Genomic DNA, 19,481 nt, shown 5'->3' with positions numbered 1-19,481 from the left:
TACGCGCCGACACGAAACCGACCAGCCGCGCGGCCTGGTCTTCAGTGATCCGTTCCACTCGCACCCCCTGCGGCTAGCAAGCCCATTCACCTGGTGCGGCGCCAACTATCGCAGCTCAGAACACTCATCACCATGTCCTGGCGGCTTCGATCAACTGGACTTATGAATACACCGGGCCGGCACTGCCACGGGCGACGGACGCTCCTCAGGGAGACCCCTGCGGGCGCCCAGATGGCTTGACCAAAGACATAGGGACAACCCCCCGCGTCGGCGGCATATCCCGCGCGAGTGCTTCGGCCGTTCCGTCGACTGGGGTACCAAATAGTAAACTTTGTCAGATCATCTATGTTTGAGATAATCTCAAGTGACGGTACACTCACCGCATGTCAGATTCAGATCGCGCAGATTTGGGTGCGCTGTTCGCCTGGGTCACTGACCGATTGGTTGAGGCGGAGGCGCCACTGCTGGCCGCAAACGAGCTGACGATGTGGGAGTACATCGTCCTGGACCGACTCTCTCGCGGCCCCGCACCGAACCAGCTGACGCTGGCGCGCGAGATCAAGCACGACAAGACGCGACTGATCACGCTGCTCGACCGGCTCCAAAAGCGTGAGCTGATCGCCCGAAAGCGCGACGCGGCGGACCGCCGGTCCCACACGGTCTCGATCACCGACCAGGGCCGCGTGCTCCACGCGACAACCCAGGCCGCGATCCGTGAGATGGAGGACGAATTCCTCTCTGTCCTCGCCCCGGCCGAGCGGCAGTCGCTGCTTGCAATTCTGCCCAAGCTCGTTCCCGAAAAGGTTCTCTGACCCCCACATCGGCGTCGTCCGCCGTCGTCTACGCTGCGCTCCTGGATGCAGGATCCTGGTCGTCGTGGAGCTCCTGCTACGTGATCTTCGTAGCGGTCCCTGCCGCAACAGTCGGGCCGCCTGCCTGCGGATTCACCCTGTCGGTGAACTAGTCACACGATGGGATCGGGGCGTGTGCCCGCAGGGTGGGCCGCTCGGAGGTATCTCATAGCCGTGATGGGGGACAGACCGAAGAGTCGGATGAGATGGACTGGATCCCCGGTGTATTTCGCTTCGTCGAGGATGCGGTCCACACGCAGGCGGGTGATCTGCAGGCCAGGACGGCGCAGGGCCTTGGTGATGGCTTGTGAGCTGACCTGGGGGTGGGAGTCGTCCGTGGTCGGTCCGCGCGGTGACCAGCAGGTGGGGGTTGGTGGTGACCGGCCATCTCCGATGCCGTTCGGTCAGCCACCGGGTGAGGAGGCGGAAGGTGACGTCGTCCAGGTAGACGGTGTGGTGGAGCCGTCCGGGGCGGCGGACGATGAGGCGGCCCCGGCTGCGGTCCGCATCGTCGAGCAGCAGTCCGCGCTGGTCGTGGGTGCTCAGGGCGTGACGGCGGCCAGCGCGAAGCTGAGCTGGTTGCGTGTCCCGGGAAGCTGGTCGAGGACGCCGTGGAGGTGGTCGTCGGGCAGCGGGGCGGGCAGCCGCCGACTGCCGGACAGCACGATGGAACGGGTGGGATCCGGGAGTGTAAAACGTTCGGTGTAACTCCTGATCAAGGAAGATGCACTGATGCTCCCGCAGGCGCGAGCCGCCCGGTCCTGCTCCGCCCGTCACTGCGCAGCCTCCCGCGAAGTAACTGATCGGAGACGGCGGTTGGGTGCGGGCCGATCGCGGGCCCCGGTTCGCCCGCCCGGTCACGGCCGGGCGAACCGGGAAGGAGAACGGGCTATTTCACGGGGGTTACGCGCTCCACTCTTGACAACGTTGTCTGGAAAGGAACACGCTAACCGCGATCTACGGCAGGTGTGCCCTGTTACGAGTCCCCCATCCCTTTACGGAGCTTCCGCGTGATCCAGGACCTTCGCCCCAACACATGTGTGGGGCCGCGGCGGTTGTCGCTGCCCCGCGTCGGCGATCGTGGCCCCGCTTCGTACTGACCTGTTCTGACCTGTACTGACCTGTTCTCCGGGTCGAACCGCCTCCTGGCGCCGTCCAGGACCGAGCCGCGGCGAGCCCCGACGTGATGCTCCCGACCTCCAATGACGAAAGGTCCCTCCGTGTCACCTTCCCCCTCTGCCCGCCAGTTGTCCTTGCGAAGATGGGCCGGCGCGGCGATAGCCCTGTCGTTGCCCGTGGGGCTGCTGGCCGTCGCACCCTCGGTGGTTGCCGCGGCGCCGCCGCCCGGCAACTTCAGTTCCTCCTTCGAGCCGGCCGACCCGCAGGCCGCGGCGAGCACCGTCGAGGTCGACGGCAGCGGCAAGCCGGTCCAGGAGAACCTGAGCGGATCGAGCTCCACCGGACTGCCCGGCAGCCTGCTCGACCAGGTCAGCGCGGTGACCGCCAGCGCCGACAACCCGCCCGGGGAAGTCGCCTCCAACGTCAAGGACGCCAACCCGTCGACCAAGTGGCTGGCGTTCGCCAAGACCGGCTGGGTGACCTACCGGCTGGCCAAGCCCGCGGCGGTGGTGAAGTACTCGCTGACCTCCGCGAACGACGCGGCGGGCCGCGACCCCAAGGACTTCACCGTTCAGGGGTCGAACGACGGCAGCGCGTGGACCGACCTGGACACGCGGACGGGTGTGAGCTTCAGCGGGCGGTTCGCCACCAACACCTACAGTTTCAGCAACACGACGGCCTTCGCGTTCTACCGGCTGAACGTCACGGCGAACTCCGGTGACTCGATCCTCCAGCTCGCGGACTGGAACATCAGCGACGGCTCGAACGTCCTGCCGCCGGCCACCCCGATGGTCAGTGTCGCCGGCGCGGGACCGGTCAGCGGCTACAACATGAAGCCGGGGGCCGGGTTCTCCGGCGTGGCCGCGCTGCGGTACTCGGGCGGTGCGCGGGCCGAGGGCCGCTCGTACGCGACCAACAAGCTCTTCGACGTCGACATCCCGGTCGGACCCAAGACCCGGCTGTCGTACAAGATCTTCCCCGAGTTCACGGCCAAGGACACCCAGTACCCGTCCACTTACGCGGCCGTCGACCTGCACTTCACCGACGGCACCTACCTGAGCGGCCTCTCGCCCGTCGACCAGCACGGCTACGCGCTCACCGCGGCCGGGCAGGGTGCGTCGAAGGTGCTCTACGCCGACCAGTGGAACGCGGTGCAGTCCGAGATCGGGGCGGTCGCAGGCGGCAAGACGATCGACCGCGTCCTGCTCTCCTACGACGACCCCAAGGCCACCGCCTCGACGCGTTTCCAGGGCTGGCTCGACGCCGTCACCGTGTCGGGAACCCCGACGCCGGTGGACGGCTCCAGCCTGACCAACTTCGTCGACACCCGGCGCGGCACCAACGCGTCCGGCGGGTTCTCGCGCGGCAACAACCTGCCGATCTCGGCGATGCCGAACGGCTTCAACTTCTTCACGCCGGTCACCAACGCCGCGTCCAACTCCTGGGAGTACGACTACCAGGCGGGCAACAACGCGGCCAACCTGCCGACGCTGCAGGGACTCGCGATCTCGCACGAGCCCAGCCCGTGGATGGGTGACCGCAACCAGATGTCGGTCATGCCGGTGCCAGCCGGGGGCTCGCTCACCGGAGCGCCCAGCGGACGCGCACTCGCCTTCAGCCACGACGACGAGATCGCGCGGCCGGACTTCTACCAGGTCACCACGCAGAACGGCCTGAAGGCGCAGATGTCGCCCACCGACCACGGTGGCATCATGCAGTTCACCTTCCCGTCCGGGCAGGCCACCGGAAGCCTGGTCCTCTACAACGGCACGTTCACCATCGGCACGGACGGCACCTTCACCGGCTGGGTGGACAACGGAAGCGGTCTGTCGGCCGGTCGCAGCCGGATGTTCGTGTCCGGTACCTTCGACCGGGCGCCGACGGCGACCTCCGCCACTTCCGCCACCTTCGACACCTCCGCGAGCCGGCAGGTGACGCTGCGGATCGCGACCTCGTTCCTCTCGGTCGACCAGGCGGGCAAGAACCTCGGCCTGGAGGTCACCGGGCAGAGCTTCGACCAGATCCACGACGCGGCCACCGCGACGTGGAAGGACCGGCTCGGCCGGATCGAGGTGCAGAGCGCGAACGAGACGCAGAAGGTCACGCTCTACTCGAACCTCTACCGGCTGAACCTGTACCCGAACTCGCAGTCGGAGAACACCGGCACCGCCGCCGCGCCGCGCTGGCAGTACGCGAGCCCGGTGTCGGCACCGACCGGCACGTCGACCGCCACGCAGACCGGCGCCAAGGTCGTGGACGGCCAGATCTACGTCAACAACGGGTTCTGGGACACCTACCGCACCGTGTGGCCCGCCTACTCGCTGCTGTACCCGGACGTCGCAGCCAAGATCGCCGACGGCTTCGTCCAGCAGTACCGCGACGGCGGCTGGATAGCCCGCTGGTCCTCACCCGGCTACGCCGACCTGATGACCGGCACCAGCGCCAACGTCGCACTGGCCGAGGCCTACCTCAACGGCGTCAAGGTGCCCGACCCGCTCGCCGCGTACGAGGCGGCGGTCAAGGACGCCACCGTCGCGTCCGGCCGCAGCGAGGTCGGCCGCAAGGGCATCGAGAACGGGCTGTTCCTCGGCTACACGCCCACCTCCACCGGCGAGTCCGTGTCGTGGGCGCTGGAAGGCTTCATCAACGACTACGGCATCGGCAACATGGGCGCGGCCCTCGCCGACGACAAGTCGGTGCCGAAGGACGACCGCAAGCGGATCAAGGAGGAGTCGGCGTACTTCCTCCAGCGGGCCCGCAACTACGTCAACCTCTTCGACAAGGACAGCGAGTTCTTCGAGGGACGCCAGGCCAACGGCACGTTCCTCACCGGCAACCCGCTCGACTGGGGCGGCGCCTACACCGAGACGAACGGCTGGAACTTCGCGTTCACCGCGCAGCAGGACGGCCAGGGCCTGGCCAACCTCTACGGCGGCCAGAAACAGCTGGAGCAGAAGCTCGACCAGTTCTTCTCCACCCCGGAGAACGCCGACCACCCCGGTGGGTACAACGGCACGATCCACGAGATGCTCGAGGCGCAGGCGGTGCGCCTGGGCCAGCTCGGCATGAGCAATCAGCCCTCGCACCACATCCCTTACATGTACGACTACGCCGGTGCGCCGTCCAAGACGCAGGCGATCGTGCGGGAGATCCTGCAGCGCCTCTACGTCGGCGACGAGATCGGCCAGGGCTACCCGGGTGACGAGGACAACGGCGAGATGTCGTCGTGGTACATCCTCAGCTCGCTGGGCATCTACCCGCTGCAGGCCGGCTCCTCCAACTGGGCCATAGGCTCGCCGCAGTTCACCAAGATGACCGTCCACCGCACGAGCGGCGACATCGTTGTCAACGCGCCGGACAACAGCACCAAGAACGTCTACGTGCAGGGTGTGAAGGTCAACGGCAAGACCCAGCGCGCAGTGTCCGTCGACTCGGCCAAGCTCGTCCACGGCGGCACGATCGACTTCGCGATGGGCTCGCAGCCGTCGTCCTGGGGCACCGGCAAGAAGGACGCGCCGCCGTCGCTGACCAAGGGCACAGACGTGCCCAAGCCCTTGCAGGACACCACGGGTCCGGGCCTCGGCACCGCGACCACCAGCGACGGGCAGGACGCGTCGAAGCTGTTCGACGACTCGTCGACCACGCAGATGACCTTCGCCACCGACGAGCCCCAGATCGACTGGGTCTACCGCGGCGGCAAGCAGAGGCCGTCGTACTACACCCTCACCTCCGGTGCGGGTGCGGGCGACCCGACGGACTGGAAGCTGCAGGCCTCCAACGACGGGATCACCTGGACGACGCTCGACTCGCGTCACCGCGAGGTGTTCCCGTCGCGCAACCAGACGCGGGCGTTCAAGATCGGCAATCCGGGCAAGTTCGCACGGTTCCGCCTGGTCGTGAAGGAGACCGCCGGCGCCGCGCAGACCAGCCTCGCCGAGGTCGAACTGCTCGCGGGCGGCGACGTCCAGCTCGGTGGCGGCGACCTCACGGTCGCCGGTGTGAGCAGCGGGCTGCACGCGACGTCCGGCGTCGCGGTCTCGGCACCCCTGGCCACCGTCACCGGGGGCACCGCGAGCGGCTACCAGGCCACGGTCGACTGGGGTGACGGCTCGCCGGTCACCACGGGCACCACGGCTTTGAGCTCGCGGGGCGTGTACAGCGTCAGCGGTACGCACACCTACGCCAAGCCCGGTTACTACCAGGCGAACGTCACGGTGACCGACGGCACCGTCCAGGGCTCGGGCACGGTCGGGGCCGACGTGGCGTACGCGCCGAGCTCCAGCCTCACCGCCGCCTTCGACACCGTCTGCATCGGGGACGAGGGTGCGCTCGCCGCGAACTGCGACAGCAAGTCCTGGGCGTACTCGCGTGCCGCTCTCAAGGCGGCCGGCGTGACCCAGGGCCAGCAGCACGACGTGCCCGGCACGGCGCTGCACTTCACGCTGCCGGAGACCCCGGCGGGCCAGCCGGACAACGCGACGGGCAACGGCAGCACGCTCGTGCTCAACCTGCCGTCCGACGCGAAGAGCATCTCGTTCATCGGCGCCGGCACGCAGGGCAACCAGAACACCACCGGCACGGCGACGTTCAGCGACGGCAGCACCGCCACCGTCCCGATCCAGATGAGCGACTGGACGCTGGGTGGCAACGCAGGCGGCACGCCGTCCTTCGGCAACATCGTCGTCGCCAAGTCCGCCTACCGACTGCTCGGCACGAGCCGGGACAGCGCCCAGCCGTTCCTGTTCGCCACCACGCCGTTCCAGATCCCGGCGGGCAAGACGCTGGTGTCGGTGACCCTGCCCAAGCAGACCGGCGACGCCGGTTCCGCCGGCCGGATCCACGTGTTCGCCGTCGCCCACGACGGCACGCCGGCGCCCGCGCTGGTGACCACCACTCCCAAGGACCGGACGGCCACCCCGGGGAAGGCTCTCGCGGCGGACCTCGGTTCGGTGACCGGCGGCGTTCCCGGCCCGACGGGCTACCAGGCCCGCGTCCAGTGGGGTGACGGCACGGTTCCGTCCGACGCCACGGTCGACGCGTCCGGTGCGATCATCGCAGAGCATACGTACGTGCAGCAGGGCACGTACACCGTGCACGTCACCACGTGGGACATGCTGTCCAGCAGGACCGAGACGTTCACCGTGACCGTGGGGAAGGCGGCGCTGCAGCCGTCGATCTCGGCGTCGGCATCCACCACCGTCGAGGCCGGTGACGCAATCACCGTCAACGGCAGCGGGTTCGCCGCCGGCGAGCGCGTGACCGTCAAGCTGGGCACCAGCCCGGCGCGCAGCGTGACGGTCGAGGCCTCTGCGACGGGTGCGGTCCACGCGTCCGTGGCGGCGTCCGATGACGCGCAGCCCGGCCGGTACGCCATCACCGCGGCCGGCACGTCCTCGCGGACTCCGGCGACGGCCACCGTCCGGGTGACCGACGAACCGCAGGCGCGGACGTACCGACCCGACGTGCTGTTGTCGACGACGTCAGGGCCGCGCGCCACGGCGATCGTCATCAACGCCAGCGGGTTCGCGCCGAACGAGGCCGTGAGGATCGGCTTCGGTGACGGACTCGCCTTCATCACCGTGCACGCGAACGCCGACGGAGTGATCCACGGCGCAACCATCAGCGTCCCGGGGGCGGCCAAACCGGGTCCGACCGGTGTCACGCTGGCCGGCGCCGATTCGGCGACCCATGTCCGGCTGCACTTCGAGGTCACCGACCAAAACTGACCCGAACCGAGTTCGACTGAGCCGAACCAATCAAAGCCGCCGGTGGGCGGGGCCGTGAATACGGGCCCGCCCACCGGCGCTTTTCCGTGCTCCCGCGCAGGCCCGGCGCACGGCCATCGCGGGCACGGCCGGCGGCCTGGGCCGCGTCCGGGCGCCACAAGGAGGCCTAAAGCCCCTTCCCGGCACCAGGGCCTCCTGTTGCTCATGGACTTCGACACCCACGAGCTGTGCAGGAGGCCCTGCCCTCATGCCCGGCAAGACGGAAGATCACTCGACCGGGAAGCCGCACTCGAACCCACGTTCACCATGACCGGTAGAGCAAGGGCTTCTCACCGAACACGTCCGCTCGAAACAGCAGCAGGGTTAAACAACAAGCTCAGACCCACGAGTCAGTAGCCCGTTGCCTAGGCTGTCCAACCCAGAAACTCAGGGGCCTGGCCCTGCACAGCGTCGATGACATGAGCATGGCATCTGAGGAACCGGCCTGCTCGTGCACGCCCAGGTGCGATCGCTCTCATCGACGGGGTTGAGCGCGGCTCGGAGAATGCTTTAGCATCATTGTCTAAAGATGGAATCTGAGTCTAGGATGGAGGCGGGTCGTGGAGCATCCCGTGGCTGAGCGGCCGGAGGGCGACCGCAGGGGTCCCGTGGCCGTCGCTGCGGCCGAGGGCGATGAGCACCTCGTCCGCGAGGCGGAGAAGATCGCTGTGGCGTTGGGCCGCATGTTTCCCGGGCTGTGTGAGGTGGTGCTGCACGACCTGCGGGACCCCCAGCAGGCGATTCGGGTGATCGAGAACAACCTCTCCGGCCGGGAGGTCGGGGATTCGGCCACGGAGCTGGGCCTGGCCCGCATCGCGGATCCGCAGTACCCGAGCGTGATCCAGAACTACCCCAACCAGTTTCCCGACGGTCGGCCGGTGAAGAGCACGTCGATCGGCATCAAGAACGCCGCGGGCCAGTACATCGCGGCCCTGTGCCTGAACCTTGACGTGTCCGTCCTGTCGCCGGTGACGCTGGCGTTGTCGAACCTCGTGGCCACCGATGTCGAGCACCGCGAGCACCCGCTGGAGAATTTGCGGGACCGCAACGTGCGCGAGCTGCGCCGAACTGTGGAGGCGCTGGCCGCGGAGCGCGGTGCCACCCCCCGGTCGCTGAGTCGGGACGACAAGAAGGCGCTCGTGCGGCAGCTGCAGGGCGAGGGCTACTTCGAGGGGCGCGACGCCGCCCAGACCATCGCGGACCTGCTGGGCGTGTCCCGGGCCACGGTCTACAACTACGCCAAGTAAAGGGCCGTACATGACCGACGCCGGACCGGCCGCACACACCGCACCTGCTTCTCCGCCCAGTTCCGGCCCGCCGTCGGACACAGGCCGTGGCCTGCTGTTCATCCCGGAGGAACAGACGGCTGCGCTCGTGGACGAGGAGCTGGCTCTGGAAGCGGCACGCGCGGCCTTCGCCGCGACGGTGCAGGGCGTGGTCTTCCCTTCCCTGGCCGTGCACGGCTCCGATCCGCGCAACCGGTTCACGCTCAAGCCGTCCGCGTCCGCGACGCATGCCGGGGTGAAGATCGGCACCTACTGGCCGGACAACCTGAGACGTGGGCTCCCGCGTCACCACTCCACTTTGCTGCTGCTCGACCAGAGGATCGGCCGGATCGCCGCCGTCCTGGAACTCGGTGCCGCGAACGCCTACCGGACCGCCGCGGCCGACGCGCTCGCCGTCGACCTGCTCGCCCCCACCGGCGCCGCCACCCTTGCGGTCTTCGGTACCGGCCATCAGGCCGCCTATGAGGCGCGGGCCGTCGCCCGGGTCCGGCCGATCGGCGAGATCCTGATCGTGGGACGCGACAAGGCCCGCGAAGCGACCGTGGCTGCCGCGCTCACCGCAGAGGGACACACAGCACGTGCGGCCGGTGCCGAGGAGGCCTGCGCGAGCGCCGACGTGATCGTCACCGCCACCACCGCACGGGCCGAAGACCCTCCCCTGTTCGAGGCCGAGTGGGTCCGTCCCGGCACGCACCTGTCCTGCATGGGCGCCGACGCCCCCGGAAAGCGGGAGCTGCCCCCCGCCCTGTTCGCCCGCGCACGGGTCTTCTGCGACCTGCCCGAACAGGCACGCCGCATGGGCGAAAGCCAGCACGCACCCGAGAACACCGTCCTCATCCCCCTCGGCGAAGTCCTCACCCAGCGCACCCAAGGACGCACCGACCACCGTGACATCACCGTCTTCGACAGTTCCGGGATCGGACTGCAAGACCTCTACCTGGCTCTGGCCCTCCTGAAGAAGATGGACATCTCCCTGTGACCACCACCCCCGCCGCACAGACCCTGATGGATCCGGACACCCCGTTCGCCGTTGTCGACGTGCACAAGAGCCTGCGCAACATCGAACGCCTGCGGGCCAGGGCCAGCCGGCTCGGGGTCACCCTGCGCCCGCACATGAAGACAGCCAAGAGCCTGGATGTCGCCGCGCTTCTGAACGACGGCAACACGTGTCCCATCACCGTCTCCACCCTCGCCGAGGCCGAGGCGTTCGCCGACGGCGGCTACACCGACATCACCTACGCCGTCGGCATCGATCCCCACAAGCTCCCCCGCGTCATCGCTCTCCTGCGGCGCGGCGTGACCGTGCGAGTCCTGCTGGACAGCATCGAGCAGGCCGTCTTCGTCGCGGAAGCCTCCGGCCAGGCCGGCCTGCCCATCCCGGCCCAGATCGAGATCGACTGCGACGGCCACCGCGGTGGTCTCAAGCCCGACGACCCCGCCCTCACCGAGACCGGCCGCATCCTGCGCGACACGGCCTGCCTCGACGGCGTGCTCACCCACGCAGGCGAGTCGTACTTCGCCTACAGCGCCGAAGAGCAGCGCCTGGCCGCACAGAACGAACGTGACACCGCGGTTGCCGCAGCCGAACGTCTCCGTGCGGCCGGTATGCCCGTGGCCTGCGTCAGCGTCGGCTCCACCCCCACCGCGCACGCGGCCGAGGACCTCACTGGGGTCACCGAACTGCGGGCCGGTAACTACATGTTCTTCGATCTGGTGATGGCCGGCCTCGACGTCTGCCAGGTGCAGGACCTCGCCCTGTCGGTGGTCGTCACCGTCATCGGCCACCGCCCCGAGTACGGGTGGATCGTCACCGACGGCGGCTGGATGGCCATGTCCCGCGACCGCGGCACCGCCGCCCAGGCCCAGGACCAGGGCTACGGTCTGGTCACCGACATGGCCGGCCACCTCATCCCGAACCTGGTCATGACGGCCGCGAGCCAGGAACATGGCACCCTCACCGCCCGCGACGGCACCGACTTGCCCGACCTGCCGGTCGGCACCCGGCTGCGCATCCTGCCCAACCACGCCTGCGCCACCGCCGCCCAGCACCACGGCTACCACGTCGTCGACAGCAGCAAGGGCACGGAGCCTGCCCCGGTGATCCAAGCGCGCTGGCCCCGCATCACCGGCTGGTGACCTGCCCCGGGCAAGGGGGGCGGACCATCCACGCGGTGAGGTAGGTGAAGGCGGCCCCGGGGTGAGATTGCAGCGTGCGGCGATCCCGGTGATGCACCCGGGCCGGGTCGACGTGATCGGCGCCAGGGCCCTGGTACTGCTGCGGATCATGGAGCGCACGGGCGCCCGGGAGGTCGTGGTCTCCGAGCACGACATCGCCCACAAAGCGGCAGAGGACGTCGAGCGGGGTAAGCGCAAGGGCTGACCTGCGGCAACGGCACAGAACAGGGCCCCGCCGGATCGGCAACCGGCGGGGGCCCTGTCGTCTGCCCCGCTCACAGTCGAACGTTCCGAGTGGGGCGCGGGGCGTCTCCGGTTCGCCTTCCAGGTGGGCCCGGTACGGTCAGGGTGGTCCGTCCAAAGTGCTCCGCCGGAGATGTTTTGTTTCCGGTGAAAGCCCACTCTGACCCAACCGAAAGTCGCGGGGGCTCACGCCGTACGCCGTCTTGAAGACGCGACTGAAGTGGGGTGCGCTGGCGAACCCCCACCGGTGGGCGATGGCCTCGATCGTCATGAACTGATGCACTGGCGAAGCCAGTTCCCTCCTGCATTCTTCGAGGCGCTGCGTCCTGATCCATTCACCAAGGGTGATTCCCGCTCGGGACAGGGTCAGGTAGAGCCAGCGTACGGAAACGTTGTGCTCGGCTGCGATACGCTCGGCAGTCAGATCGAGGTCTGCCAAATGGAGGCGCACGTATTCCTGAACACGCTCTAGAAGTGTGCTGTTCAGGAGCGTTCTGGCCAGGTCGTCCCCGTACAGGACCATGGTGACCACAGCCCTGATCAGGTCGACACTGGGCTCCGCGAACAGGGCGGATTCGGTTTTACCGGCAGCGCCCCGAAGACGAGCCAGTCGGGTGAAGAACGCTGCTGTGGCGCCCACGGCCGGTCGCTCCGAACTGAGTGGACCAGCCGTGATCTGATCGAGCAGGGACGGCCGCAGCCCCAGGATGTGCGTGGGAACGCTCACTAGAACTCCACGTACTGGGCCGTGGAACAAAACCTCGTAGGGCTTCGCATTGTCGAGCACCATGAGATCCCCGGCCTTTATCAGTCCGTGCCTGCCCGCCTGGTGGAACTGGGAGACCCCCGCTTCCCGGATGGAGACGAGAATCTGCGGCACCATCTCCCCGTCCACCGGGGCATCAGTGCGCCGGATGCGGGTCACGTTCCAGCCGATCTCCGAGACTTTCACCGACCCGAGCGCGCTGGTGGTCGCGTGAGCCCGCTGGCGATTCGGATCCGACGGAAGGTCCACCTCTGCGCGGCCGTTGACGACGAACCCCGAGAGTTCACGGATCGCATTCGCTCGATCACCAGGAGCCAGCGACTCTACGTCAAGTTCATCTGCCATGCGGGCTTCCTCCTGAACCGGTCGCGGAGCCTGCACTGGACGGCAGATTCCCACCGTACTGCGGCAAATGATCCGTTCTTAACGGTTTTGCTGAATTTTAAGCGTGTATTCCGTTAGTACTTTTGCGGCCCGGGGGCGGCGTTGCAGAACGCCCCTGAGCCGAACGGCGAGGGGCCGGGCCGTGGCGTGTTGCATCGGGCCGATTGTTCGGTGCCGGGCGGCGGATGGCTGAGCCGTCAGGAAGTCGAGATCGCCCTCGACGCGCCCGACGGCATCGCCTGGAGCATCCCCTGAGCGGGGTCTTTCCATCTGAGCGGGATCCGGAGGCGGTCGTGACACGCCCGCCCCACGAAGTCGCCTGGCCACTGCCTATGTACCGGGTGCAACGCTCATTGAACACGTGACCGCGAGCGGACGGCTGACCGGGGCTAAGGGCTGTCCCGCAAAGGGTCGGTGGGACGAGGGTCGCCTGAAGGCGCCGATGCGGGCTGGATGGATAGCGTGTAGAGGTTCATGGAGGCAGCGGTCTTGGGGGACAAGTGGGACGTAGCAGGTTGCCTGTGGAAAATGTGGGCGACGGCGACCTCTGACTCTTCATCGAGCCGTACGGTGAGGACTACTGGCTGAAGCCCGGGGAGGTCTTCACGCTCGCTCCGGAGGTAGGCGAGGGGATCGATGTCTGGTTCTCTACCGCTGTCTGCCAGGAGGGCATCACGGTGTGGCTCTACGAGGACGGGACCCGGCCAAGGTCGTCCTGGAGTACACAGTGACTGACGCGGACGGCAAGCGGCTGGAGTGCGGGCACCAGAGGCCCCCGAAGCCGGCGGGCTCCGGTGCGGCTGAGTCGGGCTAAACCTCTCGCTCATCGGGTCAGCGCAAGATTGTGCAGCTGGGCGATGCCGAGCATGGCGTGGTGGAAGCCGTAGCCTTTCAGGCGGCAGTCGCGCAGGATCTTCCAGGTCTTCATGCGAGCGAAGGTGTGCCCGACTCGGGCGCGGACTTTGCGGTGGGAGGTGTTGTGGGCTTCTTTTCACGCCGGTAGCTCGGTCTGGCCGGGTTCTCGGCGGTGCGGGATGATCAGGCCGGTGCCGCGGTAGCCGCCGTCTGCGATCACCGTGGTGTTGCCAACGTTGCGGTTGCCGGGCACGGGCCAGCCGACGGAAACGACAAGGCGTGAGTCCGCATCAATGACGACCTGGTGGTTGGTCGAGTAGCGGTAGTTCTTGGACTGCTCCGCCACGCTGTGCTCCCGTGTCGGCACCAGGGCGCCGTCCACGATCAGCACCGTGTCCTTACGGAAGCGGCTCCGCGGCCGCAGCGCGAGCGAGGGCCCGAGCTGGCTCACAATCCGGCCCGCGGACGACTTCGAGATCCCGAACAAGGGAGCCAGCTGCCGCAAGGTCAGGTTCGTCCGCCAGTACGCGGCAACCAGCAACACCCGGTCCTCCAGCGGCAGACTCCACGGACGACCCCTGCAAACAAGGGGCGGGCCTCCGCGCCGCAGCATGGTGATCAGTTTCCCGAACCGCTTCGGACTCAGCCCGGAGTACGCTGCTATCCATGACGGCTCCGACACCGTGATCACAGCCCCCACATGATGATCATCTCAGTCATGGGCCTGGCATCCCCGCACGGTCCAGACCTACGGGCCCTGAATCTGCCGGCCGAGGTCAGTAGAGCCAGCGGTCCAGGAGCCCTGGCCAGAGAAACCCCGTGTAGCCGCTGAAGGCCGCCGGGTCGATCTTCTTCAGCTCCTCGGCCAGCCGGTTCAGCTCGGCGAAAGCCTGCTCTTCCTCCTCTTCAGAGAAGTACTCCTCGGGACCGTCCGGCTCGCTGAGAAGCTCAGAGGCTTTGACGCGACTGTCATAACAGTGAAGGACGTCGAGCCACACGCCAACCCCCGAGTTGGCGAACCACGCTTCCCCATCCGGCATGACGAAGTAGACCACCCCGGTCTCCGGCTCGACGCCGAACGATGACCGCTCGGCCGGATCATCGGGGTCCATCTGCTCGGTGAGACGGTAGAGCGGACCCCGGGACGTGAGCAGGGTCGGCTCAGCCTCGCTCTGCATCACGACTCGCTCGACGAGGCGCGGAGCCACCGGGATGCCCACCTCGACGAGCTGTGCCTTCGCGGCGTCCGGGATCCGCCAGCCGACCTCCACGTCCCGTCCGGCTCGCATGACATGCCCCAGACCGGCCCACTCGATCAGCTGGTCGTACGTCGCCATCGAACGGTCCTCTTCCGTCGGCTGCGCTCCTGACCCTATCGAGCGGCCTCAGGTCAGAGCACGGCCGCACTTGCGGGACAGCCCTTAGGATGATGCGGCGCCAAGTGGCACCTGATGTCCCCCACCCCTGAAGAGGGCAGTTTTGCCGCCGTTCTGGCGGACCGGCGGTCGACGAGGTGACGGTGTATTTGGGCTTCCCTGTCCTGGCGACGGCCGACGACAACGTCATGGTGGACGCTCTGCTGGTCGGCCGTGCCCACGGGCTGGTGGCTTTCCCCCGGGCCCGGTATGCCGCGACTGCCAGGAAGGCGTGCGCGAGCATGGCGTGGTGTGCCGGGCATCCGCCGGATCCCGAGATTCCTCAAGACGTAAGAATGTAAACACCGATGCCTGCAAGCGCAGTGACCGCAGCGGTAAATTTTAGGATTCTGCCAGAATTCAGACCTTGCTTCTCCCGCGATTCGGTGATCAAATCCGCCCCCGTTAGGCCGATAGCGATTCCGAGGAATAGAATAGAAATTCCACTCATGATCATCCCATGCATTTCCCGCAGGGGCAGGCGGCGTGCCACTTGTCCCCTCGGATGTTTTATAACTTAAAGGGCTGGCTCGAGGAATACGGCGATGCAGCGTCTGGTGACGGCTCCGTCTTCCGCGATCGGCCAAGCCTCACGCTCGTTCCGCTCACCTTGGAAGTAGGCCTCGGCATGCGTGTGTCCCCAGCGGCGGATCGGAGGCCTCCACTCCCCCAACCTGGCCCACTCATGGAACCTGTCGTGTCTCGGTTGAGGGCCAATGAGGCGGACTGATCCGGTTTGGCGTCGGGTGGTGCTTGATCTCCGCGAGACCGGCGCTGGCATCGTGATCAGCGCCGGCCTGGCTTTGGGTGGGTTGAGAGGTCAGTGGAAGGTGGTGGGGAGTTGCACGTCTTCGTCGCTGCCCCGCACGGCGTGAATCAAGGGTTACGCCTCGACTGCGTCGAGGCCGAGCGCCACCAGCTAGCACCATCCAGCACGTCAGCTACTGCAGCAGCCGGGGACGTACGTCGGGGCGAAAGCACGCCAATCCGGCGGCAATCGCCCCAACGTAGTCTCAGCCGCTATCTAGGTGGTCTACCCGTCCTCTTCCTCGATTTGAGGCGGGCGAATATCCACAGCAGTGCGCAGGAAATAGCTACTCCTACGACTAGCCTGATCAGGGCGTCTGCCAACTTGCCGGTGGAAAACTCGAAGGCGAGGTGGGCGAGGTCTACCGCAAAATTCAGGACCGTTACGCCAAGGAGCATGAAGGCCAGGAGCGACATCGGGACCTCGCGCCAACTTCTACGCGCCCTGCGCCCCTCCTCTTCCTGCTTTTTGTCTTCTTGCGTCATTGCGTTCCTAGCCCAACCTGCTCTTGATTGTATTGGAAATTCTGGTGACCAGCCCCGAGAGATGAACACGGAGATGCACCCTATGGAGTGCGGATTCAACCTTACCCGCGATCCTTGCCACCAAGGATCTCGTTTTGCGCAGGAAAGTCTTTCCGCTTGAGGTCTTCAAGTACCTCTTAACGCCCGCCCCTAGAACTCCGCCGCCGAGAGCAAAGATGACGAAGCGACTGATTGCCTCTGGCCAGGAGAAGCCTCCGTCGAACCGTGTCTCGACGTAGTACGACATCGCTTGCCCGAGGCCCACCACGATGGCACTGCACAGGGCGAAGAGAACGTTGGCCACGGCCCCGCAGAAGACTTCTCCCGCAACGTCGATTGTGAGTTGCGTGGCCTCTGTGGCCGCGTAGCAGGCGACTTGCTTGACCGGGTGCCGCCAGGATGGGCACTGGCCGTTGAGGTCGGCGCAGTTGACCGGGTCGCCGTTGCAGTAGTCGTACGAGGTGGTGCTGCCGTTTTGGACGGGATCCGTCTGGAGGAAGCGGCCGGTTGTCGGGCTGTAGAGGCGCAGGCCCATCAGGGTGATGCCCGTGGGGGTGTCACTGGCCCGCAGGGAGTTGCCCTGCCAGCCGTAGCGTGAGGTGTTGGTCGTGTTTCCGTACTCGTCGTAGGAGTAGGCGGTCGCGGTCGTGGTGGCCGTGGTCAGAGTGACCGCTATGTCGCCGTGGAGGTCCGCCATCTGGAGGGTGGGTGCCCCGGTTGCGGATGTCGTTGCGCCCAGGGCTCCGGCTACGTCCAGCACGGAGCGGGTGATCGTGCCGGTGGAGTCGGCGGTCCAGGTTGGGCTGTCGGTGTCGTCGCCGTAGTGATTGGTTGCCGTGGTGCCGTTGGTCCAGGTGGTGCCGCCGTCGGTGCTGGTGGCGTTGGTGGTGACCGTTTGGCGTTGCTCCGCGTCCAGGCTCCAGGTCTGCTTGCTGGTGCTGGTCGCTTCGCTGCGGGCTAGGTCGTTGGTGTAGTAGCTGAACTTCGCGTCGGGGGTCGTCACGGTACGGCCGTACGAGTCGTACGTGTAGCCGGTGTCCGTGATGCGGTCGGCACTGTCGTAGGTGTGTGTGGTGGTTGTCGTCGTCGTGGGCGTCGCCGTGTCGGTGCAGTCCGTGGTGCTGGTGTCCGTCGTGAGCTTGGTGCGGTCCCAGCTGGTGCTCGACGCAAACGTGTATGCGCGCTTGACGCAGTTTGCGCCTGTGTCGTCCTGGGCTTGGGTCAGGCGACCAGCCGCATCATAGGTGTATTGGGTGCTGGTGGCTGCGCCGTTGTTCTCGGTGTGGCCGGACTCGGTGCCCAGGATCGTGTAGTCGGCCTGGTCATCGAGGACAGTGGTGTTGGAGGAGTTGGAATAGGTGCGGCTGGTGGGGGATCCGATGGTGTTGTACGTCTGGGAGACGGAGTAGCCGCCGGGCAGGGTCTGGGATGTCAGGTCGCCGTCGGCGTCGTAGCCGGCGGCCGTGAAGGTGCCGGCTGCCGAGTCGGTGACCGTGGCCGGATAGCCGGTGGTGCTGTCGTAGGTGTAGGTGGTCGTCGAGGGAGCCGAGTCCGTGACCTTCACTATGCGGTTCAGGCTGTCGTACGAGGTGGCTGTGGTGTTGCCGGACCCGTCGTTGTAGCCGATCTGGCGGCCGAGGCTGTCGTAGGTGTGGGTGATCGTCTGAGAGTTGCTCGTTTGGGTGGCGAGCATGCCCGTAGCCGAGTCGTAGCTGTACGTCGTGTCGGGGGTGTTCGTGCCTTCGCCGCCGCTGATCGCCTTCTTCGTCACGCGGCCGGCCGCGTCACGGGTGAAGGTGGTGGTGCGGGTGGAGCCGTTTGCGGTCTCGGCGAGGACATCGGGCTCACCGAGGCGGTCGTACGTGTAGGCCTTGGTGACCAGCTGCGACGGGTTGGAGCCGCCGCCGGTGATGCCGGCGCCGGGCGCGATGCGGCAGGTGAGGCCGGCCCACTCGGGCCTGCCCTGGCAGGTGCCCGAGCCGGTTGCGGACCAGTAGGTGGTCACGGTCTCGGTGGTGGAGTTCTTGTTCGGACCGGTGGTGGACAGCAGATTGCCGTCGCTGTCGTAGGTGTAGGTGGTGGTGAGGGCCAGGCCGGACGCGTCGGTGACGGTGGTCAGCTGGAGGCCCGTGGCCCAGTCGTAGGTACTGCTACCCGTGGTCTTGTCGCCGTCGGACGGGTAGGTGGCGATGCTGGCGCCCACTGTCGTCGACGTCAGCAGGTCGGTGACCTTGGCGTCGCTCGGGCGGCCTTCGTCGTAGGCGTAGACGGTGTGTGCACGGGCCAGGGTCTCGGTGCCGGCAGCCAGATCGGCCCCGCTCGCGCCGCCGGACAGGAGGTGCTGGAGGGCGATGGTGTGCAGCGGTTCGTAGACCTCTGACGCCAGGGAGACCCCGTCCGCGGCGATGGTGTACGTCGTGACCGTGGAGAGGAGGTGGGCCGCTGCGGCGGTGCTGTTGGTGTCCGCTATCGCACTGGCGAGCTGGGGGTCGGGGCTGATGGTCGTTCCCAGCGCCAACTCGCGGTTCCCGGGGGTCAGCTCGCGGGTCACGTCGCCGTTGGCGTTGTATTCCGTGGTCGCGATGTGTCCGCCGGGTATGGCGGTATTTACCTCGCGGCCGTCTGAATCAAGGTAGGTGATCGTCGCGGTCGTGTAGTTGCCGGAGCCGAGGGCGGTGCCGTCGTGGGAGGACGGGACCTGGCCAGCCGGGAAGACGGCTGCCCCATAGACCGGATTGTCGTGCTGGTCCCAGGTCGCCGTAGTGGCGGGGTCCAGCTGGTAAGGGGCCGCGCTGCCGGAGACCGGGACCCTGTACACCACGCTGGTAGTGGCGGTGCCTTCGGTCGTCGAGGCACTGCCCGCTTTCAGGGTCGGGCGAGAGACGGACAGCAGCATGCCGTCGCCGGCGTCACCGTTGGTGCCGACCTTGCCGTAGGCGAAGGTCCAAGGCAGTTGTCCTGGGTCGGCCTGGGTGGCGACCCGGCCTGCGCTGTCGTAGGTGTAGGCAGTCTTCAGCGGGGTCGCAAGGCGCGGATCCCAGGCTTCACGGAGGCTGCCCGAGGAGTCGTACGCGTATTGGGCGATCGTCGTGGCGGTCCCGGCCGACCCGTTAGGGGCCGTGGCCCACAGCTTGATCTGACTGACCTGGCCTGCGTAGTCACCAAGCGCCGAGGAAGTCGCGGTCGTGGTGGAGGCCTAGATGATCGATTCCAAGGGTTTGGGCCCGTAGACGAGGCGAGGGTGTCCAGTCTCAGTGTGTGACGACCGAGATAGACACCCTCGCTACCGC

9 protein-coding genes and 2 pseudogenes are annotated in these 19,481 nt (G+C 67.2%); 6 read left to right on the top strand and 5 right to left on the bottom strand.

Annotation, left to right across the window (positions count from 1 at the left end; translation table 11 throughout):
* The first annotated feature begins 383 nt into the window (after positions 1-383).
* On the top strand, positions 384-812 hold the full coding sequence (locus tag ACFYYN_RS42165) for a MarR family winged helix-turn-helix transcriptional regulator (protein WP_386997903.1): 429 nt from the start codon (positions 384-386) through the stop codon (positions 810-812).
* 581 nt (positions 813-1,393) lie between these two features.
* On the opposite strand, the gene ACFYYN_RS42160 is transcribed toward ACFYYN_RS42165, so the two are convergent.
* Complete coding sequence (locus ACFYYN_RS42160; protein WP_500550014.1) at positions 1,394-1,516, bottom strand: hypothetical protein; 123 nt, start codon at positions 1,514-1,516, stop codon at positions 1,394-1,396.
* 555 nt (positions 1,517-2,071) lie between these two features.
* Here ACFYYN_RS42160 and ACFYYN_RS42155 point away from each other — a divergent pair.
* From ACFYYN_RS42155 to ACFYYN_RS42135, 5 genes and pseudogenes are all read left to right on the top strand, one after another.
* Complete coding sequence (locus ACFYYN_RS42155; protein ID WP_500550013.1) at positions 2,072-7,696, top strand: GH92 family glycosyl hydrolase; 5,625 nt, start codon at positions 2,072-2,074, stop codon at positions 7,694-7,696.
* Positions 7,697-8,343: 647 nt separating this feature from the next.
* Positions 8,344-8,982, top strand: a complete 639-nt coding sequence (locus ACFYYN_RS42150) for a PAS domain-containing protein (protein WP_089227948.1) — start codon at positions 8,344-8,346, stop codon at positions 8,980-8,982.
* A gap of 10 nt (positions 8,983-8,992) precedes the next feature.
* Positions 8,993-10,000, top strand: a complete 1,008-nt coding sequence (locus ACFYYN_RS42145) for an ornithine cyclodeaminase family protein (RefSeq protein WP_500550012.1) — start codon at positions 8,993-8,995, stop codon at positions 9,998-10,000.
* Positions 10,001-10,026: 26 nt separating this feature from the next.
* Complete coding sequence (locus tag ACFYYN_RS42140; RefSeq protein ID WP_500550028.1) at positions 10,027-11,157, top strand: DSD1 family PLP-dependent enzyme; 1,131 nt, start codon at positions 10,027-10,029, stop codon at positions 11,155-11,157.
* A gap of 70 nt (positions 11,158-11,227) precedes the next feature.
* Positions 11,228-11,401 (top strand): annotated as a pseudogene (locus ACFYYN_RS42135) (exopolyphosphatase); the annotation flags it as partial.
* Positions 11,402-11,539: 138 nt separating this feature from the next.
* On the opposite strand, the gene ACFYYN_RS42130 reads toward ACFYYN_RS42135, so the two are convergent.
* The 4 genes and pseudogenes from ACFYYN_RS42130 to ACFYYN_RS42115 form a co-directional block, all read right to left on the bottom strand.
* A complete protein-coding gene (locus ACFYYN_RS42130) occupies positions 11,540-12,550 on the bottom strand; it encodes a helix-turn-helix domain-containing protein (RefSeq protein ID WP_500550011.1) in 1,011 nt (336 codons plus the stop codon).
* 862 nt (positions 12,551-13,412) lie between these two features.
* Positions 13,413-14,144: pseudogene (locus ACFYYN_RS42125) on the bottom strand (transposase family protein).
* A 76-nt stretch (positions 14,145-14,220) separates the two neighbouring features.
* Positions 14,221-14,781, bottom strand: a complete 561-nt coding sequence (locus ACFYYN_RS42120) for an SUKH-4 family immunity protein (RefSeq protein ID WP_500550010.1) — start codon at positions 14,779-14,781, stop codon at positions 14,221-14,223.
* Between the two features lie 1,378 nt (positions 14,782-16,159).
* Complete coding sequence (locus tag ACFYYN_RS42115) at positions 16,160-19,087, bottom strand: RHS repeat-associated core domain-containing protein (RefSeq protein WP_500550009.1); 2,928 nt, start codon at positions 19,085-19,087, stop codon at positions 16,160-16,162.
* Between the last annotated feature and the right edge of the window lie 394 nt (positions 19,088-19,481).

Origin of the sequence: Streptomyces sp. NPDC001902 (assembly GCF_042891295.1) — a bacterium.
Classification (GTDB): domain Bacteria; phylum Actinomycetota; class Actinomycetes; order Streptomycetales; family Streptomycetaceae; genus Actinacidiphila.
The sequence above is the reverse complement of the archived record's forward strand: the minus strand, read 5'-3'. Positions and strand labels throughout refer to the sequence as shown.